The sequence below is a fragment of the Micromonospora sp. NPDC050397 genome (assembly GCF_044901685.1).
GTDB lineage: Bacteria > Actinomycetota > Actinomycetes > Mycobacteriales > Micromonosporaceae > Micromonospora_G.
On sequence record NZ_JBJDPS010000021.1, the window covers coordinates 22651 to 48604 of the forward strand.

The window sequence follows — 25954 nt, forward strand, 5'->3', positions numbered from 1 at the left end:
TAAGCCCAACTTATATCCCGGGCATGCCAATCTCGTTCGTTACCAGACCGGTCGCAAGGCAGGTACGGGCCAGCCAGGGAATCCCTGCTGGCGGCGTTGGAGCCCCCGGCCGGGATCGAACCGGCGACATCCCGCTTACAAGGCGGGTGCTCTGGCCAGCTGAGCTACAGGGGCAGCGTGTTCCGGGGTCAGCATAGCCAGTGTGGTCACGATCCCAGCGGCGCCACGGTCCCGCATCGTGAACTTCACCAACTTCGGCACGCCCATTGATGACTGACCGTGCCCCAATGACCGAAATGTGAGCCGATCGCATCTCTCCGTACGGCTCCGACCTTGGCAGGGTGGGCCGAGCGGATTACCGTGGCGTGACACGGGCGACACGCCTACCACCCCAGTGGCCGTCGGCGTGTCTCCCGAACCGGAGCGGCCCCCCGCTCCGGAGCTCCTTCACTCGGATCGTCCGGCACGTTCCTGCCGGTGAAAGGAAGCGCTTCACCATGGCTACGGTCACCTATTCCAAGGCCACCCGCATCTACGCGGGTACCGAACGCCCCGCGGTCGACCACCTCGACCTGGAGATCGGCGACGGCGAGTTCCTCGTCCTGGTCGGCCCCTCCGGCTGCGGAAAGTCCACCAGCCTGCGGATGCTCGCCGGCCTGGAGGACGTGGACGACGGCTCGATCTTCATCGACGACCGGGACGTCACCCACCTGCCCCCGAAGGCCCGGGACATCGCGATGGTGTTCCAGAACTACGCGCTCTACCCGCACATGACGGTCTACGAGAACATGGCGTTCGCGCTGAAGCTCCGTAAGACCTCGAAGTCGGAGATCGACCGGCGGGTCAAGGAGGCGGCGGCGCTGCTCCAGCTCGACGACTACCTCAGCCGCAAGCCGAAGGCGCTCTCCGGCGGTCAGCGCCAGCGGGTCGCGATGGGCCGGGCGATCGTCCGCGAGCCGCAGGTCTTCCTGATGGACGAGCCGCTGTCGAACCTCGACGCGAAGCTGCGGGTGCAGACGCGTACCCAGATCGCGTCGCTCCAGGCCAAGCTCGGCATCACCACCGTCTACGTCACCCACGACCAGGTCGAGGCGATGACCATGGGTCACCGGGTGGCGGTCATGCTCGACGGTGTGCTCCAGCAGGTCGACACCCCCCGGGCGCTCTACGACACCCCGGCGAACGTCTTCGTGGCCGGTTTCATGGGCTCCCCGGCGATGAACATCAAGACCGTGCCGCTGACCGAGAACGGCGCCAACTTCGCCGAGCTGATCGTTCCGCTCACCCGTGAGCAGGTCGACGCGGCCAAGGCCGACGGCGGCAACGGCAAGGTCACGGTGGGCTTCCGGCCGGAGGACTGCGACCTGGTCAGCCCGACCGAGGGTGGCCTGCCGGTCGTCGTCGAGCTGGTCGAGGACCTGGGCTCGGACGCCAACATCTACGGCACCGCCACCATCGACGGCACCTCGGAGCGGTTCGTGGTCCGTACCGACCGGCGGACGATGCCGAACATGGGCGACACCGTCTACGTGAAGCCGCGTACCGGTAAGAACCACACCTTCCACGCCGCCAGCGGCGTACGGATCTGAGCTAGCCAGACCAGCGCGCAGGGGCGGTCCGCGAAGCGGGCCGCCCCTGCGCGTACCCGTCGTCAGGCGGCCGTCATCAGGCCGAGGTCAGCCGGTGGGTCAGGGCGGTGTGTCGGCGCCCGGTCCCGGCGGTACGGACGGCGATGGCGATCGCCTTGCGCGAACCGGCCAGCACGACGAGCTTCCGTGCCCGGGTGACCGCCGTGTAGAGCAGGTTGCGCTGCAACATGGTGTACGAACTCATCGTCACCGGGATCACCACCGCCGGATACTCGCTCCCCTGCGACCGGTGCACCGTGATCGCGTACGCGTGTTGCAGTTCGTCCAGCTCGTCGAAGTCGTACGTCAGGTCCTCGTCCTCGTCGGTGCGGACGGTGAGCTGGCGGTCCTCGCCGCTGAGTGCGGTCACCACGCCGACGGTGCCGTTGAAGACCCCGGCCTTGCCCTTGTCGTAGTTGTTCCTGATCTGGATGACCTTGTCGCCGACCCGGAACACCCTGGCCCCGTGCCGCCGCTCGGGCATCGACTCGCGGTGCGGGGCGAGCGCTTCCTGGAGGATCGTGTTGAGGTTGCCGGCGCCGGCCGGTCCCCGGTGCATCGGGGTGAGCACCTGGATGTCGCGCGGGTGCAGCCTGAACTTGCGCGGGACGCGGCGGGCGACGATGTCCACCACCAGTTTGGCGGTCTCCTCCGGTTCGTCGACCGGGAAGAGGAAGAAGTCGGGATACTCGCCGATGGCGGGCGGCTGACCGGCGTTGATCCGGTGCGCGTTGACCACCACGCCGGACTCCTGAGCCTGTCGGAAGATCTTTGTCAGGCGTACCCGGGGGATGGCCTCGGCGCCGAGGATGTCGCGCAGCACCTCGCCCGCGCCGACCGACGGCAACTGGTCGACGTCGCCGACGAGGAGCAGGTGTGCGCCGGGCGCGATGGCCTTGACCAGCTTGTTGGCGAGGATCAGGTCGAGCATCGACGCCTCGTCGACCACTACCAGGTCGGCGTCGATCGGGTTGTCCCGGTCGTGCGTCGGCTCGCCGCCGGGCCGCAGTTGCAACAGCCGGTGTACGGTCGCCGCCGGGTGCCCGGTCAGTTCGGTCATCCGTTTCGCGGCTCGCCCGGTCGGCGCGGCCAGCACGATCTTCGCCTTCTTCGCCGCCGCCAACGCGATGATCGACTTGACCGTGAAGGACTTGCCGCAGCCGGGTCCGCCGGTCAGCACGGCGACCTTCGCGGTGAGGGCCAGCCGGACCGCCCGTTCCTGCTCCTCGGCCAGGTCGGCGCCGGTTCGCGTACGCAACCAGGCGAGCGCCTTCACCCAGTCGACGCCACCGAAGGCGGGCATCCGGTCGCTGCGGTGGTTCAGCAGCCGGAGCAGGCTGTTGGCGAGCGCGGTCTCGGCCCGGTGGAAGGGCACCAGGTAGACGGCCGGGATGGTGGCGCCCTCGGTGCTCGGGTTCGGCACCTGTTCGCGTACCACGCCCTCGTCGGCGGCGAGCGTGTCCAGGCAGGTCCGGACCAGTTCGGCGGGGACCTGGAGGATCTCGGTGGCGTCCGCGACCAGGTTCGGCTCGGGCAGGTAGCAGTGCCCGCTGTCGGTCGCCTCGGAGAGGGTGTACTGGATGCCGGCCTGGACCCGCTGCGGGCTGTCGTGCGGGATGCCGACCGCCTGGGCGATGGTGTCGGCGGTCTTGAAGCCGATTCCCCAGACGTCGGCCGCGAGCCGGTACGGTTCGTCGCGCACGACCTCGACGGACTTGTCGCCGTACTTCTTGTAGATCCGTACGGCGAGCGAGGTGGAGACGCCGACGCCCTGGAGGAAGATCATCACTTCCTTGATCGCCTTCTGCTCCTCCCAGGCTGCGGCGATCATCGCGGTACGTTTCTTGCCGAGTCCGTGCACCTCGACCAGTCGGGTCGGCTCCTCCTCGATGATCCGCAGCGTCTCGACCCCGAACAGCTCGACGATCCGACCGGCCATTTTCGGGCCGATCCCCTTGATCAGCCCGGAGCCGAGGTAGCGCTCGATCCCCTGGATGGTCGCCGGCAGCACCGTCGTGTACGAGTGCACCTCGAACTGGCGGCCGTACTTCGGGTGCGAGCCCCAGCGCCCGACCAGCCGCAGGCTCTCCCCCGGCTGCGCACCGAGCAGCGCGCCGACCACGGTGAGCAGGTCGTTTCCGGAGCGCTCGGTGGCCACCCGGGCGATCGTGTAACCGGTCTCCTCGTTGGCGTAGGTGATCCGTTCGAGCACCGCCTCCAGCACCGCCGCCCCGGGCGGCCGGCTCCCACCCGTCGCGGCGGGCGGTACGCCGGCCCCGGTCACAGTCGTGCTCACCGCTGCATCATCCATCAGTCGCCGTCGTCCTCGGCGGGTACCTGTGTCGCGGTTTTTTCCTACACGTTCTTTCGTGTAGGTACACGGAAAAACGTGTAGGAAAAAGTTGACCTGATGAGTCTGCCGCGCGTCACGCTGCGTGAGGTCACGCGACCATGGTTCTTCAGGCGATGGTGACGAGGTCCTTGAGGAAGCGAGCCTTGGACGGGGACGCGTCCTCGTAGCCGAGGCGCTGGTAGAAGGCGTGCGCCCGGTCGCGGTGCCGACTGCTGGTGACCTCCAGCCGGATGCAGCCGGCCTCACGGGCGCGCGTCTCGACGGCGGTCACCAACGCCTGCCCGACGCCCCGGCTGCGGTAGCGGTCGTCCACGACCAGGGCGAGCAGCCGTCCGAACTTCCCGCTGACCTCCAACATCGGCAGTACGTGCAGCGCCGCGACGCCGACCAGTTCCCCGTTGTCGTCGGCTCCGACCAGCCAACTCGCCGGGTCGTCAAGCCAGTGGTCGAGCCGCTCGTGCACGGCCGCCTCGTCGGTCGGATAACCCAACTGCCCGAGCAGCACCACGAGTCGCGACACGTCCCGCCGTACGACCGGTCGAAGTTCCCACGTCATACGGCACAGCCTGACATCCGCGCCCTCCGTTGATCCACCCCATGAACGCTGGGCCTGGACCATTCGTGCGATAACTTGGTCCCCGTGACAACGGTCAGCGGCCTGTGGTCCTTTGTCCTCGTCGTGGGACTGCTCACCATCACTCCCGGGATGGACACCGCCCTGATCCTGCGCACCGCGGCCGTCGGGGCACCCCGCCGGGCTTGGGGCGTCGTCATCGGAATCCAGAGTGGAACCCTGGCGTGGGGCTTGCTCACCTCGGCCGGTGTCACCGCGCTGCTGACGGCCTCGCACCTGGCCTATGAGACGCTGCGATGGGCCGGTGCCTGCTATTTGATATGGATGGGCCTCAGCATGTTGTGGGCCGCCCGCCACCGCCCGGCGATCCCGCCGACCGACGAGCCTGTCATTGCCGACGACAGCTTCTTTCCCGGGTGGCGTCGCGGGGCGTTGACCAATCTGCTGAACCCGAAGATGGGCGCGTTCTACGTCGCGCTCCTGCCTCAGTTCATTCCCGCCGGTGCTCCGACCTTCGCCTCCGGTGCGCTCCTGACCTGCGTACACATCGCCCTGGGCACCGCTTGGTCGGCCGTGCTCCTCGTGCTGGCACACCGACTACGCAAGGTGCTCCAACGTCCGACAGCTCGCCAGGCGTTGGACCGCGTCACCGGCACGGTGATCACCGGCTTCGGCATTCGACTCGCCACCAGCAACCACTGACACCGCCACAAGTGGGCTGTGCCGGCAGCAACGGCACCAACACAGCCCCCTCGTTGATTACTCAGATCCCTGCTTCGCCTGACCGACGAAGCCCCGCCACGCCTCGGGCGCAAAGGTCAACACCGGCCCGAACGGGTCCTTACTGTCACGGACAGCCACCACGCCAGGCAGATTGCCAGCCACCTCAACGCAGCCCCCGCCTGCCGTGTTACTTCTGGTGGATTTCCTCCAGCGAGCCCTACTGAGGTCCATGCTGGCTCTCAATTTCCTTAATCAGGGCGACCGATTGATCTCGGGGAAGGGGGCGGGGGTGGGGATGGGGGTGGGGGTTGGCAGGGCGCTGGTGGGGCTGGCTGCTACGGCGACCCTTGCGCCCCGCAGGACTCGCTGCCGCCGTACTGAGCGCTGCGGTCGCACGATCCCTCCCACAAGTGTTAGGAAGGGCCCCTAGTACAACTGAATCCGATAACTAGGGGCCCTTCCTTACTCTTAGATTCGGCCGGTGCCGGCGCCGGCGGTCACGATGGATTTGACGTTGCTGGCGGTGTCGAGTTGGTAGTTGTAGGGGATGCTGGCGACGCTGCCGCCGGTTTGTCCGGTGCCGGAGTTGACGAAGTGGTTGTTGCGGGCGACGAGGGTTCCGGGTCCTGAGTCGCCTTCGCCGAGGTGGTAGGGGTCGTCGGTGTTTTCGAAGTAGTTGCCTTCGACGAGGACTCCGGCGCCTTCGGTGGAGGCGACGCCGTAGCCGCTGATGTTGTTGTAGTAGTTGTTGTAGACGTGGACGGGGTTGCCGAAGCGGACGCGGGGGTGGCGTTGGCCGGAGCCGTCGAACCAGTTGTGGTGGTAGCTGACGCGCAGGTGGCCGGTGTCTTGGCTGGCGTTGTCGTCGCTGTGGCCGAGGAGCATGGATTTGTCGTGGCCGTAGACGCGGTTCCAGGAGATGGTGACGAAGTCGGAGCCGCGTTTGACGTCGACGGCGCCGTCGTAGCCGTCGGTGAAGCTGTTGTGGTCGATCCAGATGTTGGTGGCTGATTCTTGGACGTTGATGGCGTCGTCGTCCCAGCCGCGGAAGTTGAGGTTGCGGATGATGACGTTGCGGTCGCCGTTGATGTTGAATCCGCAGCCGTTGATGGTGGCGTTGGAGCCGGTGCCGAGGATGGTCTTGTTGGACCGGACCCGGAGCATGCCGGAGCAGGAGATGGTGCCGGAGACCCGGATGACGGCCGCGCTGGTGGAGCCGAGGGCGCTGGTCAGGGCGCCGGAGTCGGAGACGGTGACCGGTGAGGCGTTGCCGCCGCCGGAGGTGCCGCCGTTCTGGGTCGCCCAGCCGACCAACCCGGTCTGCGGGGGCAGGGTCGGCCCGCCGGTGCCCGGCGGCGTGGTCGGCGGCCGGGTGGTCGGTCCGGAGGTCGGCGGGGTGGTGCCGTCGCTGTCCACGCTCACGTCGTCGAAGACCGCGCTGGCGTACGTGGTGACGAGCGCGATCCGGCCGGCGGTCTGGGCGTTGTTGCTGCCCGAGCCGATCTGGGTGCCGTTGACGAACCCTCGGATCGTGCTGCCGGTCGCCTCCAGCCGCAGGGTGTACCAGGTGCCGGTGGAGACGGAGAGCGCCGCCGAGCCGATCACCGTGATCGAGCTGCCGTTCACCGCCTGCAACTCGGCCCGGCCGTTGTTGATCAGGGCGAGCCGGTACATCCTGGTCGCGCTGTTCGACCGGGAGGCGATTCCGACCAGCCGGTTCGAGCCGTTGAACGAGGCCGGCTTCACCCGGGCCTGCACCCGGTAGCTGGTCCAGCCGGTGTCACCGGCAAAGGCGCGGGCGAGTTCGCTGCCCGAGTTGCCCTGCTGGTACGCGCCCGTACCGTCGGTCACCACCGACCAGTCGCCGCCGGACTTGGACCAGCCGTCGGCGTTGCCGTCGTTGAAGTTGTCCGCGAACAGGGTCGCGGCCTGGGCTGCCGTGGTCATGCCGACGGTCAGCGCCACCGCGACCGCGCTGGCGCCGAGCGCCAGCAGCAGGCCACGGCGGTGGATGGTTCTTCTTGTCGCTTGCACTGCTTTCCTCCGGGGGCTGGGGTGGGGCGACGGATGGCGGCCGTCGCCCCACCGTTATGGGGTTGGGTTTGGTGGGTCAGGGGGTGATCCGTCCCGCCCCGGCGCCGGCCGTGACGATCGACTTGACGTTCGCCGCCGCGTCCGTGCTGTACGCGTACGGGACGGCGGCGACGTCACCGGCGCTCTCCGGCGTACCGGAGTTGACGAAGACGTTGTTGCGCTGGACCAGGTCGCCCGGGTCCGACTCGGCGTACCCGACCGCGGTCGGCCGGGTGACGTTCTCGAAGTAGTTGCCCTCGACCAGCACTCCGGCGCCCATGGTCGAGGCGACGCCGTAGTCCGCGCCGAAGTAGTAGTTGTTGAACACGTGCACCGGGTCGCCGAAGCGGACCCTCGGGTGCCGTTCCTTGCTGCCGTCGAACCAGTTGTGGTGGTACGTCACCCGCAGGTGGCCGATGTCGGCGGTGTGCCCGTCGTCGTGGCCGAGCAGCATGCTCTTGGTGTGGTTGGTGACTCGGTTCCAGGAGACGGTGACGAAGTCCGACTCCCGCTTCACGTCGACCGCGCCGTCGTACCCGCCGTCGAAGGTGTTGTGGTCGATCCAGACGTTCCGCGAGCCCTGCACGTTGATCGCGTCGTCGTCCCAGCCCCGGAAGGTGAGGTTGCGGATGATGACGTTCGTCGCCGAGCTGACGTTGAGCCCGTTGTCCAGGGTGGCGTTGGTGCCGACGCCGAGCACGGTCTTGTTCGACCGGACGTCGTTCATGGTGTCCGGCATGCTCAGCGAGCCCTGGACCCGGATGGTCAGCGGGGACGACGACTCCATGGCGTCGGCCAGGGCCTGCCCGTCGGTCACGGTGACCGTCTGGCCACCGGCGCCGCCGGTGGTGCCGCCGTTCTGGGTGGCCCAGCCGACCAGTCCGGTCTGCGGCGGGGTGGTCGGCGGCGGCGTGGTGGCCGGTGGGGTGGTGGCCGGCGGCGTGGTGGGCGGGTTGGTCGGCCCGCCGGGGAGGCCGACCTTGCCGACCCCGGCCTGCGCGAGCACGGTCGCCCTGGTGTCGCAGGCAACCCCGATCGTGTACGGGTACGGCGGGTTGCTGACACTGCCGCCGGTCTGGCCCTCGCCCGAGTTGACGAAGCAGTTGTTCCGGGCGACCAGCCGGCCGTCCCCGGACGACGCCTCACCCAGGTGGTAGGGGTCGTCGACGCCCTCGAAGTAGTTGCCCTCGACGATGACGCCGGAGTCCTCGGTGGCGGCGACGCCGTAGTTGCCGGTGTTCAGGTAGTAGTTGCTGTAGACGTGCACCTGGTCGCCGAAGCGGACCCGGGGGTTGCGCTGGTTGGTGTTGTCGAAGAAGTTGTGGTGGTAGCTGACCTTGAGCCGACCCACGTCCTGGGCGGCGTTGCCGTCGTCGTGACCGAGCAGCATGTTCTTGTCGGTGCCGTCCGCGTGGTTGTACGAGATGGTCACGTACGACGAGCCGCGCTTGACGTCGACGCCACCGTCGGCCCCGGTGGTCCACGTGTTGTGGTCGATCCAGATGTGGTGCGAGAACATCTGTACGTTGACCGCGTCGTCGGCCCAGTCGCGGAAGTTCAGGTTCCGCAGGATCACGTTGTGTACGGCGTTGGCCGGCGGTGACGTGATCGCGTTGTCGATCGGCAGCCCGATGTTGAGGCCACCGCCGGTGAAGCCGGAGTTCGCGCCGAGCCCGACGATGGTCTTGTCGGAGCTGACCTCGTGCATCGGTCCGGGCAGCGCGATCAGGCCGCTGACCTGGATGATCTTCGGACCGGACGAGGCCGCCTCGGCGATGAACTGGGACGCGCTGGTGACGGTGACGGTGGGTCCGCCCGCGCCGCCGGTGGTGCCGTTCTGGCCCCACGCGTCCACCGAGGCCCAACCGTCGGCCACGTTCGGGCCGGGGTTGGTCGGCGGGGTCGGCGTGGGAGTGGTCGGGGTGGGCGTCGGGTTGGTCGGGGTCGGGGTGGGGTCGACGCCACCGGAGGAGACCAGCACGTTGTCGAAGTTCGCCGAGGCGTTGAAGGTGGCGACGCCGATCCGGCCGGTGGCGTACTGGCTGTCGGTGCCCTCGGTGAGCAGGGTGCCGTTGACGTACCCCCGGAGATTGCTGCCGCTGACGTCGAGCCGGAGCGTGTACGTGGTGCCGACGCTCACCGTGACGCTGGCCGTGTCCAGGGTGGTGGAGGAGCCGCCGGTGAGCCGCTTCAGCTCGACCGTGTTGTTGCTGCGCAGCGCCAGGTAGTAGTAGCTGGTGCTGCTCTGCACCCGGGCCAGCAACGCGACGAAGCGGTTCGACCCGTTGAACGCGGTCGGCTTCACGGTTGCCTGGACCGAGTAGTTGGACCAGCTTGCCGTACCGGCGATGGAGCGGGCGTCGCTGCTGGTGCCGCCCTGCCGGTAGACCCGACTGCCGTCGGTGGCGACCGTCCAGCTACCGCCGGACGGGGTCCAGCCGGTGGCGTTGCCGTCCTCGAAGTCGTCGGAGAAGAGCGTCGCGGCGTAGGCGGTGGCGCCCATGCCGAGCGCGAGAGCGACCGCGGCTGCCGCCGCGCCGATCGCGATCAGGAAGCCACGGCGATGCTTCCGCCGGGTTTCGGTGGTTTCCACGGAACCTCCTCGGTGGCTATCCGCCCAGGTCAGGCCGATAGATTGACAGATATCGATCTTTGAGAGCCGGGGGTGCTCCGGATCAGGAGGACCGTCCGTACCCGTTCGGATCGACGTGCCGCCGGGAGGGGTGCGGGAGAACCGGGCTGACTCGCCCGTACCCCTTCCCGACGTCGCGCTGGCGCGCGGAGCTGGTGCTGCGCGGAGCTGGTGGCACGCGGAGCTGGTGGCACGCGGAGCTGGAGCTAGAGACCGATCTTGCCGGTGCCGGAACCGGCCGTCACGACCGACTTGATGTTGTTCGGGTCGGTGACCGTGTAGCTGTAGTAGCTGCTCGGCTCCTGCACGGTGCCGCCGGAGTCACCCGTCTCGCTGGTTCCCGCGAGTACGTTGTTCCGCGCGACCAGCCGACCCCGGGACCCGGAGTAGCTGATCGACCAGGGCACCTCGACGTCCTCGAAGTAGTTCCCCTCGACCACGCAGCCCGAGTTGAGCTGGCAGGCGACGCCGACATCGGTGTTGTAGACGAAGTAGTTGTTGAACACGTGCACCGGCTCGCCGAACCGGACCCGGGGATTGCGCTGCGGCGTACGGTCGAACCAGTTGTTGTGGTACGTCACCTTCAGGTAGCCGGTGTCCTGCGCCGCGTTGCTGTCGTCGTGCCCGAGCAGCATGTTCTTGGTGTGGTGGTGGGTGTGGTTCCAGGAGACCGTGACGTAACTGGCCCCCCGCTTGATGTCGATCAGGCCGTCGTAACCGAGCGACAGGTCGTTGTGGTCGATCCAGACGTGGTGGGTGAACATCTGTACGTTGATCGCGTCGTCCACGGTGTTGCGGAAGTTCAGGTTGCGGACGATGACGTTGTGCACCGCGTCCGCCGGTGGGCTGGTCGCGTCGCTGACCGGCAGGCCGATGTTGAGCCCGCCGCCGGTGATCCCCGAGCTGGCGCCGACACCGACGATCGTCTTGTCCGAGGTCACGTCGTGCATCGGTCCGGGCAGCGCGATCATGCCGCTGACCCGGATGTTCAGCGGTCCCGACTGGGAGATGGCGGCGAGCAGTTCGGCCGGGGTGTCGACGGTGACGGTCGGGCCGCCGGCCCCGCCGGTGGTGCCGTTCTGGCCGAGCGAGTTGACCGAGGCGAACCCGATCGGCGGCGCCCCCGGGTCCAGCGGCGGTTCGGTCGGCGGGAGCGTCGGACCGGTGGTCGGGCCGGTGGTCGGCGGGGCACCGGTCACCGTCGCCACCTCGACGTCGTCAAAGGAGGCGCTGGCGTACGAGGTGGCCAGCCCGGCCCGGCCGGAGCTGAAACCGCTGTCGGTGGCCTGGACCACCAGGTTGCCGTTGACGTACCCGCGCAGTGAGCTGCCGACCGCGTCCAGCCGCAGGGTGGCCCAGGTCCCGACCGGCACCGCGGCCGAGCCGGTGCCGAGCGCGACCGGGTCGCCACCGGCCCGCTTGACCAACTGCACCGCGCCGCCGCTGGTCACCACCAGGGCGTAGTAACTGCTGCTGCTCTGCGCGCGGGCGACCACGCCGACGTGCCGGTTCGCGCCGTTGTAGCCGGTCGGCTTGACCCGCGCCTGGACGAAGTAGTCGCCCCAGCTCGGCTGGCCGACCAGGGTGCGGGCGTCGCTGCTCTGGCCGGACTGCCGGTAGACCAGGGAACCGTCGGTCACCACCGACCAGCTCCCGCCGGACTTCGACCAGCCGTTGGAGTTACCGTCCTCGAAACTGTCCGACAGCAGTGTGTCGGCGAACGCATACGGCATCCCGTAGGTCACCGCGACGGCGCTGAGGGTGCCGGCGAGACCGGCGGCGGCGAGCAGCCGCCACCTCGGTCCTCCCCGGGTCCGGATCGATTTCACACTGGGCCTCCTCCTGTGGTGGTGGTGGGATGCGGTCAGGTGTAAGGAAGGGCCCCTAGTACAACCGAATGCGATAACAAGGGGCCCTTCCTTGCATGGGTCAGAGGGGGATGCGGTTGGCGCCGGCGAGGAGCTGGACGGCGAGCGGGACCAGCGCGGTGGGCAGGGGCGGAGCGGACCGCAGGGTGGGGGTCCAGCCGGCGTCCGCGCCCAGGTCCGGGTCGTGGCGGCTGTTGTACGCGTCGAGCAGGCTGGTCGGTCGGGGCCAGCCACCGTCGGTACGGACCCAGCTCCCGCGCTCGGTGACGGCGGTCCCGCCCCAGTCGTAGAGCAGGTCCTCGGCGGCGATCCCACCGGCCAGCGCGAAGAAGTTGTTCTCCGCGTAGAGCGCCGACTGCACGCCGACGCCGAGCGCGTACTGGAAGTCCGGGCCGGCGAGCTGGTAGTGGTTGTTGTAGAGGTCCACCTGGCCGAACCGGATCCGGGGCAGCCGTTGCAGGTCACCGGCGAAGAGGTTGTGGTGCAGGGTGACGTTCAGCCGGCCGACGTCCGGGCCGACCGTGTTCGACGAGCCGATCAGCATCACCTTGTCCCGGCCGTCGAACCGGTTGTAGGAGACGGTGACCCGGCTGGCGGTGTGGGTGATGTCGACCGACCCGTCGTGCACCTGGTAGGGCCGTCCGAAGTAGATCGGCTGGCCCGAGTCCGGGTTGTCGCCGTCGGTGAAGGTGCTGTGGTCGACCCAGACGTTCTCGCTGCGGCGTACCGAGAGCTGGTCGAACTGCGAGTTCCAGTTGCCGGCCTCGCCGTCGGTCGGTGCCCACGCCGGAAAGCAGTCCCGGGCGTCGACAAAGGTGAGGTTGCGGACGATCGAGTTGCTGGCGCCGTCGAGCATCAGGGTCAGCCCGGTCAGCTTCGCGCCGCGCAGCCCGACGATGGTGGTGTTCGGCCCGACATTGATCTGCGTCTGCCGGGTCTGGTTCGCCACCGACCGCACCCGGGCCGCCTCCAGCGGTCCGCTCGGCGCCACCCGCCCCCAGACCGCCGGGTCGTACGCGGCGAGATAGGCGGGCAGGCTGTATTCCGGATCGGCCAGGTCGGCGCAGTCGAGCAGTGTTCCGTCGACGGCTTCGAAACCGTCGACGGAACCGCGTACGAAGATGATTTTCGGGGTGGCGTTGGTGCGGTTCGTGGAATTGTCACCGCCGAGCGCGGCCACCAGTTCGGTTCGGCTGTCGACGACGTGCACCTGATTGTCGGTGGCGGCCGAGCCGCCGGTCGTACCCGGCCCGGCGGCGGCCCAGCCGTCATTCGCCGGCAGAACCTGCCGACCCAGCAGACGGGCTCCCCAGGACAGTCGGTCATCGGAACCACCTGCGGTGACGGCCGTCCCCGGCCCAACCGCGAGCGAGATCCCCACCAGTACGGCGGTCAACCTGATCAGTCGCATCTGCACTCTCCGCGTCTGCGTGTGGGTTACCGGTTCCGTAACGCGTACGAAACCTGTTCACAAACAGACGGTAAGTATTCGCAGTCACAATAGTCAATGTGCTGCGTGTGCAGTTATGTTGCAGAGAATGGAGGCAATATTAATTGCCCCGGCCACCCGTTGGCCGAGAAGGGGGTATTCGGTCCGATTCTTACCGCACGGCCGCCCCGTCGGTTTGCAGCCTGTTTTCCGTACGCCGCTCACCCATCACGCTTCTCCTCGCCCAGCGCCACCCGGTACGGCTCGACCGCCCACGGCACGCCCAGTTCGGACAACAGGGCGCCGGTCTCGGCGGCCTGCCGCAGCAGCCGGTTCACCCCCACGATCGACCGGACCCGCTCCGGCGGCTCACCGATCGCGACCACCGTGTCGCCGTCCAACAGGGCCGGCTCGGGTGCCGCGTGGATCGCCTCCACCAACGCGGTGAAGCCCGCCGTACGCGCCAGCGGCACCAGCAGCGGCACCCCGGTCGGGTCGGCCCGGTGGTCGAGCAGGTTCTCCAACAGGCCCGTCCGACCCGGAATCTCGCGCGGCTCCGGTTGCTCGGCCCCGTGGGCGACGTCCAGCCGTTCGCCCGGCAGCAGCAACCGGTCGGTCGGGTACTCCAGCACCGCCCGGCCCGCCGTACCGCGCACGATCACCTCGCCGGGGATGAACTCCTCCCCGGCCAGGGAGACCGCCGCCACCACCGGCAACCCGGAACCGAGGGTGACCCGCAGCGAAGCGGTGTCGTCCACCTCGATCGGCCGGGTCCGGTACCGCTCCAACTCGATCGCGATCGGCTCGGCTGCCCGCACTCCCTGGCGAAGTGGAACGGCGGCGGCTACCGCCAGGCACTGCATCAGCGCGTGCGCCAACGGGTTGACCAGGGCGCCGTCGAGCACCGGACGCCCGTCCAGGAAACGCCGCCCGGCCCACGGCGAGCGGGCGTAGTAGGCGTCGGTGCGCTGCCAGGAGGCGACCGTGGCGATCCCGGTGACCGTGCCCAGCCTGCCGGCGGCGATGGCGCTGAGCAGGGCGGTCAGGGCCGCCGAGCCGAGTGCCTGGAAGCCCACCTGGACGATCCGACCGGCTGCCGCCCGCGCCTGCTCCAGCCTCCGGTGCTCGGTCAGCGAGAGCACCGGAGGCTTCTCCAGCAACAGGTCGGCCCCGGCCGCCAGCACGTCCAGCCCGATCGGCAGGTGCGTGTGCGGTGGCGTGCAGACCACCACGACATCCGGCCGGACCGCACGGAGCATCTCCCGGTGATCGGTGAAGACCGCCGTCACCGGCTCGCCGTCCGCCTCGGGCAACGGTTCCACCGGACGTACGTCCACCAGGGCGACCAGTTCCAGCCGACCGCTCCCGCCCAGCCGGGCGATGGTCTGGCGGTGCCAACGGCCGTGACCGCTGGCACCGATCAGCGCCACCCGGGGCGGGTCCGGCGCAACCGGACCAACGCCCTGGCCGCCCGGTCGTCGGCCGGTCACGTCGCGGCCGCCACGGTCGCCTCGACGCCGTGCCGGTCCAGCGCGGTCAACCACTCCAGCACCAGCTCGCGGACCACCTCGTCGTCGGCTAGCTCGGCCGGGAAGACCTCACCCAGCCCGAACAGGGCGTCGACCACCCCGGCCGGGGTGTCCTTCGCCTCGGCCAGCGCGGCCCGGATCCGCTCCGCGAGCGGGTCGTCCAGGGGCAGGGCGGTGCCGTCGTCGGCGCGGCCCTGGACGTACCGCATCCAGGCCGCGATCATCAGCGTGGCGAAGCGCGGCCGGTGTCCGGCCGCCCGCAGGTCGACCACGGTGTGCAGGACCCGCTGCGGAAGCTTCTGCGAACCGTCCATTGCCACCTGGACGGTCCGGTGCCGGATCACCGGATTGGCGAACCGGTCCAACACCTGGTCGCCGTAGTCGACCACCGAGACACCGTCCGGCGGGTCGAAGCTGCGCGCCACGTCCTCGGCGATCAGCCGACGCAGCACCTCGACCAGGCCGGGGATCGCCAGCGCGTCCGCGATCGTCTCCCGCCCGGCCAGCGCACCGAGGTACGCGGTCGCCGAGTGCACCCCGTTGAGCGCCCGCAGCTTCAGCCGCTCCCACGGGCCGGCGTCGTCGGTAAGCACCACCCCGGCCCGCTCCCAGGCCGGACGTCCACCGGGGAAGTTGTCCTCGATCACCCACTGCCGGTACGGCTCCGCCGCGACCGCGGCCAGGTCGGTGACGCCGAGCGCGGCCCGAGCCGCCTCCAGCGTCGCCGGGGTGCTGGCCGGCACGATCCGGTCGACCATGGTGCCGGGGTAGGTGATGTTCGCCCGCAGCCAGTCGGCGATCCGCTCCGCGCGGGCACCGTCGCGGCCACCGGCCGACTCGGCCAGCGTCGTCAGGGCCTGACCGACCAGGCTGTGCAGCCGTCGACCGTTCGAGGGCAGATTGTCGCAGCTCACCAGGGCGAGCGGACCCGCGTCGGCGACGGCTCGGGCGAGCAGCCCACGGACCAGCAGACCGGGCACCGTACGCGGGTCGCGGTCGGTGGTGAGATCGGCGGTGACCTCGGCGTCCGGCCGCAACCGGCCACTGGCCGGGTCGAGCTGGTACGCCTTCTCCGTCACGGTCAGCGTCACCACCCGGATCGCCGGGTCGGCGAGCAGTGCCACGATCGCGGCCGGATCGCTGGCCGCGTGCCGTACGCCGGCCAGCGCCCCGACCACCCGGGTCTCGCTGCCGTCGCCGGAGAGCGTGGTGACGCTGAACAGGCAGTCCTGCCCGACCAACCGGGTCACCACGTCGGTGCTGCGCGGAGCCACCCCGACGATGCCCCAGTCGCCGCCGGCCCGAGCGACCGCCTCCTCGGTGTAGACGGCCTGGTGGGCCCGGTGGAACGCGCCCAGGCCCAGGTGCACGATGCCGGCCGGCACGGTGCCCGGGCGGACCAGCGGTCGGGCCGACTCCGGCAACCGGCGCAGGGTGCCCAGTCCGAGCGGCGACGCGCCGAGGGTCACCGCCATGCCGGGCCGTCCGGGAAGCTGAACTCGGCGATCGAGGCGGGCTTCATGGTCGCGCTGTAGCCGGGTTGCTCCGGCAGGAGGTAGCGCCCGCCCCGGGTGCGTACCGGATCGACGAAGTGCTCGTGCAGGTGGTCGACGTACTCGACCATCCGGCCGTCGAGCGAGGTGCCGACCCGCAGGTAGTCGAAGATCGCCAGGTGTTGGACGTACTCGCAGAGGCCGACCCCTCCGGCGTGCGGGCAGATCGGCACCCCGAACTTGGCCGCCATCAGGATCACCGAAAGCACCTCGTTGACCCCGCCGATCCGGCAGGCGTCGATCTGGCAGACCCGGATCGCCTCGGCCTGGAGGAGCTGCTTGAAGATCACCCGGTTCGCCGCCACCTCGCCGGTGGCCACCCGGACCGGCGCGACCGCGCGGGCGATCCGGGCGTGCCCGAGTACGTCGTCCGCGTGCGTCGGCTCCTCGATCCAGTACGGCTCCACCTCGGCCAGCCGCGCCATGTTGGCGATCGCCTCGTCCACGTCCCAGACCTGGTTGGCGTCCATCATCAGCAGCGCGTCCGGGCCGATCTCGTCCCGGATGATCCGGGCCCGCCGGACGTCGTCCTCGATCGGGCCGCCGACCTTCATCTTCATCGCCCGCCAGCCGTCGGCGTACGCCGCCCGGGTCAGCGCCCGCACCTTCTCGTCCGGGTAGCCGAGCCAGCCAACCGAGGTGGTGTACGACGGGAACCCGCTCTCCTCCAGCTCGGCCAGCCGCTCCTTGAGCCCGACGAGCCCGTTGTCCAGGATGGTGGTCGCCTCGGCCGGGGTGATCGCGTCGCTGATGTGGTGGAAGTCGACGCTGGCCACCAGTTCCTCGGTCGGCAACTCGGCCAGCAGTCGCCACATCGGCTTGCCGGCGAGCTTGGCCCGCAGGTCCCAGACCGCGTTGACCAGCGCCCCGGTCGCCATGTGGATGACGCCCTTCTCCGGCCCGAGCCAGCGCAACTGCACGTCGGCGGTGAGCGAGCGCCAGAAGGTCACCGGGTCGGCGAGGATCTCCTCGACCGTACGGCCGACCACGTGGTGGGCCAGCGCCCGGATCGCGCCGCAGGTCAGCTCGTTGCCCCGACCGTTGGTGAAGGTGAAGCCGGCACCGAAGGCGCCGGACGGATCGTCGGTACGCAGTTCGACGTAGGAGGCCGAGTAGTCGCCCCGGTTGATCGCGTCGGAGCCGTCGCCCGCCGCTGCCGTGGGAAACCGTACGTCGTGCACCTCGGCCGAGGTGATGGTCACCGTCACCGCAGTTTCTCCCCGATTTTGAAGACCCGCTTGGGCAGGTGGTACGCCAGGTCGACGATGGTCTCGGCGGCCTCGTCCAACGGCAGCCGCTCCTCGGCGACCAGTCGGGCCAGGAAGCCCGCGTCGATCCGGCGGGCCACGTCGTGGCGTACCGGGATCGAGCAGAACGCCCGGGTGTCGTCGACGAACCCGGCGGTGTTGTAGAAGCCGGCGCTCTCGGTCACCGCCTCGCGGAACCTGCGCAGCACCTCGGGCGAGTCCAGGAACCACCAGGGCGCGCCGAGGTAGAGCGCGGCGTAACCACCGGCGAGCGGGGCGAGCTCCCGGGTGAAGGTGTACTCGTCCAGGGTGTAGACGACCACCCGCAGCCGGGGATCGTTGCCGTACGCGTCGAGCAGCGGGGTGAGCGCGTGCAGGTACTCGGTCGCCTGCGGGATGTCGCCGCCGACGTCGCGCCCGTGCCGCCCGTACAGCCAGCGGTTGTGGTTGCGTACGGCGCCGGGGTGGAGCTGCATCACCAGGCCGTCCTCGATGGACATCGCGGCGAACTCGACCAGCATGTGCGCGCGGAACGCCTCGGCGTCCTCCGGCGTGGCGGTGCCGGCGCGTCCCCGCTCGAACAGGGTGGCCGCCTCGCCCTGGCTCAGCCGCAGGGTCAGCGCGGTCGGGTGGCCGTGGTCGGAGGAGGTGGCACCGGCGCTGATGAACGCCGACCGGCGGGCCCGCAGGGCGTCGAGATATCCGGCGTACGTCGAGGTGTCCGTGCCGGCCACCTCACCGAGCCGCTCGATGTTCTCGGCCCAGCCGTCGAACTCCATGTCGACCACGTTGTCCGGCCGGAACGTGGTGATCACCCGGCCGCCGGGGCCGCCCCAGCCGTCGGCCGCGAGCTTGGCGTGCCGGCCCAGGTCGTCCAGGGGCGACTCGGTGGTCGCCAGGGTCTCGATGTTGAACTTCTCGAACAGCGCCCGGGGACGGAACGCCGGCTCGGCCAGCCGGGCGGCGATCTGGTCGTAGATCTCGTCCGCGGTCGCCGGACCGAACGCCTTTGTCACCCCGAAGACGTGCTGGAACGTCTGCTCCAGCCAGAGCCGCGACGGGGTGCCCCGGTAGAGGTGCCAGTGCGCGGCGAAGCGGCGCCAGATGGTCCGTCCGTCGGTCTCGACCGGTGCCCCGTCGACCGTCGGCACCCCCAGTTCGGCCGGGGGAACGCCCTGGCTGAGCAGCATCCGGGTCAGGTAGTGGTCGGGCACGATGATCAGGCGCGCGGGGTCGGGGAAGGGCGCGTCCTCGGCCAGGATGGCCGGGTCGACGTGCCCGTGCGGCGAGATCAGCGGCTGGTCCTTCGCCAACGCGTACAACTCCCGCGCGATCGCCCGTTGACCGGGCTCGGCGGGGAGGAGCAGGTCGGCTCCTGGTAGTGGCGGCACGGAAGCGGACTCCTCTGGTCAGGCGATGGTGAGCAGGTCGGCGACGCGGACCGGCTGCCCGGTCTCGAAGGAGCGGTTCGCCGCCAGACCGGTGAGCAGGGCGAGCGCGCCGTCGCGGGCGGTGGCGCCCCGGTCCATCGGGTCGGGGTGCCCGCCGAAGAGCACCCCGGTCATCCGTACGTCGGCACCGCCGTGCCCGGTCCGGGTGTAGCCGGACACCGGCACCTGGCGGGCCTGTTCCCAGAACGGGCGGACGGTCAGCTTCGCCCAGCCCTCCTCGATCGCGGCCTGTACGCCGTGCAGCGCGGCCCCCTTGAGCTCCCCGGCCGCGTACGGGCTGACAAAGTCGCTCTCGACGACCTCCAGCTCGAGCCGCCCCCGGCTGCCGTTGACCATCACCCGGTAGCCCTCCCAGGGCGCGTACGCGGTCAGGTGGTAGGTCATGGTGGCGCCGTTGGAGTAACGGGCCAGCACCGACATGTCGTCCTCGATGGTCACCCCGGGCGCGAACACGTTCTGGTCGCGGTGGTAGCCGTCCTCGGCCTCCGCGTCGAGGTAGAGCGCCCGCAGGCGGGGGTGGTTGGCCAGGTGCAGGGCGAACGGGTCACCGGCGGCGGCCGGCGAGCCGTGTGCCCGGTCGTAGTCGCGGGCGTAGCCGTGACGCCGGCCGGTCTCGCCGTAGAAGAAGAGCCGACCGGAGGCGTAGACCTCCACCGGCACCGCGTCCAGCCACCAGTTGACCAGGTCGAAGTGGTGGCTCGCCTTGTGCACCATCAGGCCGCCGGAGTTGGCCTTCTGCCGGTGCCAGCGCCGGAAGTAGTCGGCACCGTGCCGGACGTCGAGCAGCCACTCGAAGTGGACCGAGCCGATCTCGCCGATCTCGCCCGCGGCCAGCACCTCGCGCACCTTCTCGTGCAACGGGTTGTAGCGGTAGTTGAAGGCGACCGAAACGTTTCGGCCGGTTTCCGCGACCGCGTCGAGTATCCGCTGGCAGCGGGGCACGTCGATGGTCATCGGCTTCTCGGTGATCACGTCCCGGCCGGAGCGGAGCGCGGCCACGATGTACTCGTCGTGGACCCGGTCCACCGTGGTCACCAGGACCACGTCGACCCGTTCCTTCTCCAGCATGGTGGCGTAGTCGACGGCCAGGTAGGTCGGCACCGAGTCGAAGCCGAGCTCCTCCAGCCACTCGTTGTGCGCGTCCATCCGGGCCTGGTTGACGTCGGCGAACGCGACCAGTTCGGCGGTGGCGGGATGGTCGAGTACGAGCGCGCGGACGAACATCTCGGCTCGTGCGCCGGTGCCGACCACGGCGTAACGAAGTCGCTTGCCGGGTTCTGTGGACATCCCGCTCAGCCTCCGGGTGACTACATGGGCCGTTCGGCCTCCGTGTGACTGCAAAGGTTTGCAGCCGAAGTAACCACGTGAATGCTTCCGCCGTCAACGATCGACAACAATCCTGTGTATTTTCTCCGGTTTTCTGAGGTTATGCCGGCATCGAAGGTCACCGCCCGCAACAAACCCGTAATCAGGACCCGTTGACACCTGAGCAACCGTTTGCATTAATTGGCCACACCAAACGTGACGGCTACCACAACCAGCAGTGTGTGGACGGCCCGACGACGATCAACCCGACCCGGAGACGAAGGGACTCACGTGCCAGCCACCATCCGAGATGTCGCACGTGCTTCCGGGGTGCACATCTCCACCGTGTCCCGCACGTTCTCCGCCCCGCACCTGGTCAACCCCGAGACCCGGCTCCGGGTGCTGGCCTGCGCCGAACACCTCGGCTACCGACCCAACCGGGCGGCTCGCGCGCTGATCACCGGCCGTACGCACAACATCGGCCTGATCGTCGCCGACATCGCCAACCCGTTCTTCCCGCCACTGATCAAGGCCGCCGAGAGTCAGGCCCGGCACCGCGACTACCACATCTTCGTGGCCGACACGAACGAGGACCCGGCCGCCGAAGAGGACCTGGTGCACGCCCTGGCCAAGCAGGTCGACGGCATCCTGCTGTGCAGCCCCCGGATGAGCAACAGCCTGATCGAACAGCTCAGCCGTGAGGTGCCACTGGTCGTCATCAACCGTCAGGTGACCGGGCTGCCGGCGGTGGTGATGGACGTCGGGCAGGGGGCCCGACTCGCGGTCGAACACCTCACCGGGCTCGGGCACACCGAACTCGCCCTGCTCGGCGGCCCGCGCGGCTCCTGGACCAGCCGGGAGATCCGCCGGGCGGCGACCGCTGCGGCCCGTTCCGCCGACGCGGCGCTGACCGTACTCGGGCCCAACCCGCCCACCGAGGGCGGCGGCACCGCGATGGCGGAACAGGTGCGCCGGGCCGGCGCCACCGCCGTGCTCGCCTACAACGACCTGATGGCGATCGGTCTGATCGAGGGGCTCGACACGCTCGGTGTCCGGGTGCCCCAGGAGGTCAGCGTCGTCGGCATCGACGACATCGCGCTGAGCCGGCTGGTCCGGCCGAAATTGACGACGGTGGCCACACCAACTGCGGCCGCCGGCCGGACGGCCGTCGACATGCTGCTGCAACACGACAGTGCCGCCGCCCACCGCAACCGGGGTGGCAACCGCACCGTCGCAGCGGACGACCGTCGCACCACCGCACAGGTAATGCTCCAGACCGAACTGGTCATCCGCGACTCGACGGGGCCCCGCCACCCGGCCCTCACCGGCCGGACCAGCGCCGCGGCCACCACCACGACAACCGCAGACCCGGGTCCGCACAGCCCTGCGGACCCGGGCGACGCGGCCGCGGTCAACCCCGAAGCTGTCGCCTCCTAACGCCAAGGAGTGAGCGCACATGCACCCCGCAACACCCCCGATGGCGGACGAACGTGCCGCGCATGATCACCGTACCCCTCCACCCCGACGTGGCCTGATCAGCCGTTTGGTGGCTGCGGCCATCGTCCTACCGCTTGTTCTCGGCGCCGCAGCCTGCGGCGGCGAGGAGGAGGGGCCCTCCGCCCCCGACGCCCCGGTCGAGCTCTCGGTCTTCTGGTGGGGCGGTGAGGCGCGGGCCAAGCTCACCGAGGACGCCCTCGCCCTCTACACCAGCAAGCACCCGAACGTCACGTTCAAGAAGACCTGGCAGGCCAACCAGGGTTACTTCGACAAGCTGGCAACCCTCACCGCCAGCGGCGACGCCCCGGACATCTTCCAGATCGACGACAACTTCCTCACCGAGTACGCCTCGCGCAACGTCACGCTGGACCTGACCAAGTACAAGGACGACAAGAAGCTCGACGTCACCAAGCTCCCCGAGAGCCTCTGGCAGTACGGCGTGGTCGACGGCAAGCTCGCCGGCATCGCCGGTGGCGAGAACACCCAGGGCATGGTCTACAACAAGACCCTGCTGGCCAAGCACAACCTGCCCGAGCCGACCACCGGCATGGGCTGGGCCGACCTCGTCACCTGGGCGGAGAACGTCTCCAAGGTGACCAAGGTGCCCGGCACCATGGACCCGAGCGCGGACTACAAGGCGTTCTGGGTGTGGCTGCGCCAGCAGGGCAAGGACCTGTACAAGGGCAAGGAACTCGGCTTCACCGCCGACGACGTGACCAAGTGGTTCGAGCTGTGGAAGGGCGCCCGCGACCGGGGGGCCACCCCGACCGCCGACGTGATCCACGAGGGCAACGCCACCGACATCACCAAGCAGCTCGTGGTGACCGGCAAGGCCGCCACCTCGTTCGTCTGGGCCAACCAGCTCCCCGAGCTGAAGAAGGCCACCAAGGACGAACTGGGCGTGGTCGCCTACCCCGGCGACCCGAGCGCGCAGTGGGCCCGGGCCGCGCTCTACTACTCCGTCTTCCGGGGCAGCGAGCACAAGGACGTCGCGGTCGACGTACTGAACTTCCTGGTCAACGACCCGGAGGCGGGCAAGATCCTGGGCACCGACCGAGGGCTGCCGTCCAACCTGGACGTACGCAAGTCGGTCAGCGAAGGGGTGACCGACCCGGCGATGAAGCTCTCCATCGCGGTGGAGACCGAGCTGGCCGCCAAGTTCGGCCCGTCGCCGCAGGTGCCGTTGAAGGGACACAGCAAGATCCGGGCCGAGCTGATCAAGGCGGCCGAGGAGGTCCAGTACGGTCGGCAGACCCCGTCCCAGTCGGCCACCGCGTTCCTGGAGATCTGCAAGAGCGCGATCGCATGACGATCGGCCGAACCACCTAACCGGAGAGGAGCCGGCTCGTGGCGTTGACCACGGCGCCCAGCTCGACTCCGCGCGCCACCGGCCCCGTCCGGACCCCCGCACAGCGCGGGTCCGGACGGTTCTGGCAGCGCGAGGGTCTGGCCGGGTACGTTTTCCTGTCGCCGTGGCTGATCGGCCTGCTGGCCATCACGGCGGTCCCCATGCTCTTGTCGCTCTACCTCAGCTTCACCAACTACGACATCCTCACGCCCTGGTCCGAGGTCGAGTGGGTGGGGCTGACCAACTACGAACGGATGTTCACCAGCGACGCGTCGTACTGGCACGCGGTGCAGGTGACGGTCGCGTTCGCGCTGATCGCCGTACCGCTGAAGCTCGCCGCCGCACTCGGCGTCGCGCTGCTGCTCAACCGCGCCTGGCGCGGCGTCGGGCTGTTCCGGGGTCTGTTCTACCTGCCGTCGCTGCTCGGCGGCAGCGTGGCGCTGGCCATCGTCTGGGTCAGCATGTTCAACCGGGACGGCGCGTTCAACTCGTTCCTCGGCCTCTTCGGCATCGAGGGCAAGCCCTGGGTGAACGACCCGGAGTGGGCCCTGGAGACCCTGATGGTGCTGGCCATCTGGCAGTTCGGCGCCCCGATGGTGATCTTCCTCGCCGGGCTCAAGCAGGTGCCGACCGAACTCTACGAGGCCGCGTCGGTGGACGGCGCCGGCCGGTTCCGGCAGTTCGTCAGCGTCACCCTGCCGATGCTCTCGCCGGTCATCTTCTTCAACCTGGTGCTCGAGACGATCAACGGCTTCCAGGGCTTCACCTCGGCCTTCGTGCTCAGCAACGGCACCGGTGGCCCGGTCGACTCCACCCTGATGTACACCCTCAACCTCTACATCAAGGGCTTCGTCGACCTGGAGATGGGCTACGCCTCGGCGATGGCCTGGGTCTTCCTGCTCGCCATCGCGGTGATCACCATCGTGCTCTTCAGCACCGGTCGGTTCTGGGTGCACTACTCCGACGGGGAGGACCGCTGATGGTTACCCAGACCGAGGCCCCGGCCCCGAGCAGGACGCTCGCGCCGACCTCGACCCGGCGCCCCAGCGGCACCGGCCGACACCTCGGCCGCCTGGTCATCCTGGTCGCGATCCTCGCCCTGGTGCTCTACCCGCTGTTCTGGATGATCGGTACGTCGGTGAAGTCACCGGAGGAGATCGTCAACAACATCGGGCTGCTGCCGAGGGAGTTCACCCCCGGCAACTACCCCGACGGCTGGAACAACTTCGACGTCAGCTTCGGCCGGTTCTTCCTCAACAGCGCGATGGTCAGCCTGCTCACCGTGCTCGGCAACGCGATCTCCTGCCTGCTCGCCGCGTACGCCTTCGCCCGGCTGCGGTTCCGGCTGCGGGGCTTCTGGTTCGCCATCATGATCGGGACCCTGCTCCTCCCCGGTCACGTGCTGATCGTGCCGCAGTACATCCTGTTCCGTACCTTCGACATGGTCGGCGGACCGTGGCCGTACCTGCCGCTGGTGGTGCCGCAGTTCCTCGCCACCGAGGCGTTCTTCGTCTTCCTGATGGTCCAGTTCATCCGGGGCATCCCGCGTGAGCTGGACGAGGCGGCGAAAATCGACGGGGCCAGCCCGTTCGGCATCTTCCGGCACGTCATCCTGCCGCTGAGCCGACCGGCGCTGGTCACCACGGCCATCTTCTCGTTCATCTGGACCTGGAACGACTTCTTCCGGCAACTGGTCTACCTCTCCGACCTGGAGGACTACACCGTGCCGGTGGCGCTCACCCTGTTCATCGACTCGACCAGCCAGAGCGCGGTCGGACCGATGTTCGCCATGTCCGTGCTCTCCCTGCTCCCGGTCTTCCTCTTCTTCGTAGCCTTCCAACGCATGCTCGTAGAGGGCCTGAACACCACCGGCCTCAAGGGGTGAGTCGGAGGGTCACGGCGGGGTGGTCAGTGGTCAGGCAGAGAGGTGCTGGTAGTCGGGGGTCGAGGTATCCCGTCTTGGTAGAGCGGACGAGGTGCTGGTAGTCGACGGAGGGGTGCTGGTGATTGGGTGAGTAGATGTTGTCCGAGTCGCTGGTGAAAGTGGGTGGCGTGGTGATGTCAGGAGTTGCGCGGAGTGGGAACCGTTGGCCGGAGGAGCCGGACGGGTCGGTGGCCCGGCGCCCGGACTGGCGGGACACCCTGCGCAACGCCAGCGACCTCGCCCTGGTCGGCATCCTCACCACGGTGGCCGCGCTGCCGGTGCTGACCGCGGGTGCCGCGGTCGCCACCGCCAGCGCGGCCGTGCATCACTGGAGCGCGAACGAAACCTGGCCGGGAGTCCGACCGGTGCTGCGCGGTTTCCGCCACGCCCTGCTGCCCGGCGTCGTGGCAACCCTGGTCGCCGGCGGGACGGCCGCGCTGCTCACGCTGAACCTGCTCGCCCTCGGCAACGGCGTCGTGCCCGGCGGGCCAGTCCTGATCGCGGTCACCGCCCTGCTGGCCCTCTCCGCGGCCGGACTCGCCGGGCTGACCGTGGTGCAGATCGGTCGGCAGGACGGTCAGGGCTGGCGGCAGGCGGTACGCCGAGCGTGGCAGGTGGCGCTCGGCCGTCCGGTCGTACCACTGGCGCTGGCCGGGGTGCTGGCGCTGGTGGCCGTGCTCTGCGGGCTGGTCCTGCCGCTGCTCACGCCGATCCTGGCCGGTTACACCCTGCTCGCCCTGCACGCGACCGTACGCCGGATCGAACGACCGACCCCGTCCACGATGGATTGACGGGCGACCGTCCCGGACGTCCACCGCAC

At 69.3% G+C, this 25954-nt stretch carries 19 protein-coding genes and 1 tRNA gene; 7 read left to right on the forward strand and 13 right to left on the reverse strand.

Annotated elements, in window-relative coordinates; genetic code table 11:
• Positions 1-97: 97 nt before the first annotated feature.
• Positions 98-174 (reverse strand) — tRNA-Thr (locus ACI2K4_RS33545).
• Between the two features lie 323 nt (positions 175-497).
• On the opposite strand from ACI2K4_RS33545, the gene ACI2K4_RS33550 reads away from it, so the two are divergent.
• Positions 498-1589: an ABC transporter ATP-binding protein gene (locus ACI2K4_RS33550; protein WP_404517206.1), complete on the forward strand. Its 1092-nt coding sequence runs from the start codon at positions 498-500 to the stop codon at positions 1587-1589.
• Between the two features lie 76 nt (positions 1590-1665).
• Here ACI2K4_RS33550 and ACI2K4_RS33555 read toward each other — a convergent pair whose 3' ends face one another.
• Both ACI2K4_RS33555 and ACI2K4_RS33560 read right to left on the reverse strand, forming a co-directional pair.
• On the reverse strand, positions 1666-3912 hold the full coding sequence (locus ACI2K4_RS33555) for an ATP-dependent RecD-like DNA helicase (protein ID WP_404517262.1): 2247 nt from the start codon (positions 3910-3912) through the stop codon (positions 1666-1668).
• A gap of 175 nt (positions 3913-4087) precedes the next feature.
• Positions 4088-4537: a GNAT family N-acetyltransferase gene (locus tag ACI2K4_RS33560; RefSeq protein WP_404517207.1), complete on the reverse strand. Its 450-nt coding sequence runs from the start codon at positions 4535-4537 to the stop codon at positions 4088-4090.
• Between the two features lie 84 nt (positions 4538-4621).
• Here ACI2K4_RS33560 and ACI2K4_RS33565 point away from each other — a divergent pair, with 84 nt between their 5' ends.
• On the forward strand, positions 4622-5257 hold the full coding sequence (locus ACI2K4_RS33565; RefSeq protein ID WP_404517208.1) for a LysE family translocator: 636 nt from the start codon (positions 4622-4624) through the stop codon (positions 5255-5257).
• A gap of 57 nt (positions 5258-5314) precedes the next feature.
• On the opposite strand, the gene ACI2K4_RS33570 is transcribed toward ACI2K4_RS33565, so the two are convergent.
• The 10 genes from ACI2K4_RS33570 to ACI2K4_RS33615 form a co-directional block, all read right to left on the reverse strand.
• A complete protein-coding gene (locus tag ACI2K4_RS33570) occupies positions 5315-5509 on the reverse strand; it encodes a DUF397 domain-containing protein (RefSeq protein WP_404517209.1) in 195 nt (64 codons plus the stop codon).
• A gap of 237 nt (positions 5510-5746) precedes the next feature.
• Positions 5747-7312 carry a polysaccharide lyase family 1 protein gene (locus ACI2K4_RS33575; protein ID WP_404517210.1) on the reverse strand — a complete coding sequence of 522 codons (1566 nt, stop codon included), beginning with the start codon at positions 7310-7312 and terminating at the stop codon, positions 5747-5749.
• Positions 7313-7388: 76 nt separating this feature from the next.
• The gene (locus ACI2K4_RS33580; protein ID WP_404517211.1) at positions 7389-9944 is read right to left on the reverse strand and encodes a polysaccharide lyase family 1 protein; all 2556 of its coding nucleotides are present in this window, start codon (positions 9942-9944) and stop codon (positions 7389-7391) included.
• A 245-nt stretch (positions 9945-10189) separates the two neighbouring features.
• The gene (locus tag ACI2K4_RS33585) at positions 10190-11812 is read right to left on the reverse strand and encodes a family 16 glycoside hydrolase (protein ID WP_404517212.1); all 1623 of its coding nucleotides are present in this window, start codon (positions 11810-11812) and stop codon (positions 10190-10192) included.
• A gap of 100 nt (positions 11813-11912) precedes the next feature.
• Positions 11913-13262, reverse strand: a complete 1350-nt coding sequence (locus ACI2K4_RS33590) for a polysaccharide lyase family 1 protein (RefSeq protein ID WP_404517213.1) — start codon at positions 13260-13262, stop codon at positions 11913-11915.
• A 239-nt stretch (positions 13263-13501) separates the two neighbouring features.
• Complete coding sequence (locus tag ACI2K4_RS33595) at positions 13502-14710, reverse strand: Gfo/Idh/MocA family protein (protein ID WP_404517214.1); 1209 nt, start codon at positions 14708-14710, stop codon at positions 13502-13504.
• Between the two features lie 56 nt (positions 14711-14766).
• Complete coding sequence (locus ACI2K4_RS33600; protein ID WP_404517215.1) at positions 14767-16284, reverse strand: mannitol dehydrogenase family protein; 1518 nt, start codon at positions 16282-16284, stop codon at positions 14767-14769.
• Positions 16275-17570, reverse strand: a complete 1296-nt coding sequence (locus tag ACI2K4_RS33605; RefSeq protein WP_404517216.1) for an enolase C-terminal domain-like protein — start codon at positions 17568-17570, stop codon at positions 16275-16277. Before ACI2K4_RS33605 ends, ACI2K4_RS33600 begins: the two co-directional genes overlap by 10 nt.
• Entirely contained in the window at positions 17567-19000 is a 1434-nt protein-coding gene (uxaC, locus tag ACI2K4_RS33610) for a glucuronate isomerase (protein ID WP_404517217.1), read from the reverse strand. The genes ACI2K4_RS33605 and uxaC overlap by 4 nt, the downstream gene beginning before the upstream one ends.
• An 18-nt stretch (positions 19001-19018) precedes the next feature.
• Positions 19019-20347, reverse strand: coding sequence for a Gfo/Idh/MocA family protein (locus ACI2K4_RS33615; RefSeq protein ID WP_404517218.1), 1329 nt, complete (start codon positions 20345-20347; stop codon positions 19019-19021).
• 309 nt (positions 20348-20656) lie between these two features.
• On the opposite strand from ACI2K4_RS33615, the gene ACI2K4_RS33620 reads away from it, so the two are divergent.
• The 5 genes from ACI2K4_RS33620 (at position 20657) to ACI2K4_RS33640 (ending at position 25925) form a co-directional block, all read left to right on the forward strand.
• Entirely contained in the window at positions 20657-21802 is a 1146-nt protein-coding gene (locus ACI2K4_RS33620) for a LacI family DNA-binding transcriptional regulator (RefSeq protein ID WP_404517219.1), read from the forward strand.
• A 19-nt stretch (positions 21803-21821) separates the two neighbouring features.
• Positions 21822-23171 (forward strand): ABC transporter substrate-binding protein, encoded by a 1350-nt coding sequence (locus tag ACI2K4_RS33625; RefSeq protein WP_404517220.1) that lies wholly within the window; start codon positions 21822-21824, stop codon positions 23169-23171.
• A gap of 38 nt (positions 23172-23209) precedes the next feature.
• On the forward strand, positions 23210-24190 hold the full coding sequence (locus ACI2K4_RS33630; RefSeq protein WP_404517221.1) for a carbohydrate ABC transporter permease: 981 nt from the start codon (positions 23210-23212) through the stop codon (positions 24188-24190).
• Positions 24190-25095, forward strand: a complete 906-nt coding sequence (locus ACI2K4_RS33635; RefSeq protein WP_404517222.1) for a carbohydrate ABC transporter permease — start codon at positions 24190-24192, stop codon at positions 25093-25095. The genes ACI2K4_RS33630 and ACI2K4_RS33635 overlap by 1 nt, the downstream gene beginning before the upstream one ends.
• Before the next feature lie 173 nt (positions 25096-25268).
• Entirely contained in the window at positions 25269-25925 is a 657-nt protein-coding gene (locus ACI2K4_RS33640) for a hypothetical protein (RefSeq protein ID WP_404517223.1), read from the forward strand.
• The last annotated feature ends 29 nt before the right edge of the window (positions 25926-25954 follow it).

What these genes read in the sequence shown, in the direction of transcription:
- ACI2K4_RS33550 (WP_404517206.1), top strand. Translation starts at nt 498, where the DNA reads ATGGCTACGGTCACCTATTCCAAGGCCACCCGCATCTACGCGGGTACC.
- ACI2K4_RS33560 (WP_404517207.1), bottom strand. Translation starts at nt 4,537, where the DNA reads ATGACGTGGGAACTTCGACCGGTCGTACGGCGGGACGTGTCGCGACTC.
- ACI2K4_RS33570 (WP_404517209.1), bottom strand. Translation starts at nt 5,509, where the DNA reads ATGGACCTCAGTAGGGCTCGCTGGAGGAAATCCACCAGAAGTAACACG.
- ACI2K4_RS33590 (WP_404517213.1), bottom strand. Translation starts at nt 13,262, where the DNA reads ATGCGACTGATCAGGTTGACCGCCGTACTGGTGGGGATCTCGCTCGCG.
- ACI2K4_RS33600 (WP_404517215.1), bottom strand. Translation starts at nt 16,284, where the DNA reads ATGGCGGTGACCCTCGGCGCGTCGCCGCTCGGACTGGGCACCCTGCGC.
- ACI2K4_RS33615 (WP_404517218.1), bottom strand. Translation starts at nt 20,347, where the DNA reads ATGTCCACAGAACCCGGCAAGCGACTTCGTTACGCCGTGGTCGGCACC.
- ACI2K4_RS33625 (WP_404517220.1), top strand. Translation starts at nt 21,822, where the DNA reads ATGCACCCCGCAACACCCCCGATGGCGGACGAACGTGCCGCGCATGAT.
- ACI2K4_RS33635 (WP_404517222.1), top strand. Translation starts at nt 24,190, where the DNA reads ATGGTTACCCAGACCGAGGCCCCGGCCCCGAGCAGGACGCTCGCGCCG.
- ACI2K4_RS33640 (WP_404517223.1), top strand. Translation starts at nt 25,269, where the DNA reads ATGTCAGGAGTTGCGCGGAGTGGGAACCGTTGGCCGGAGGAGCCGGAC.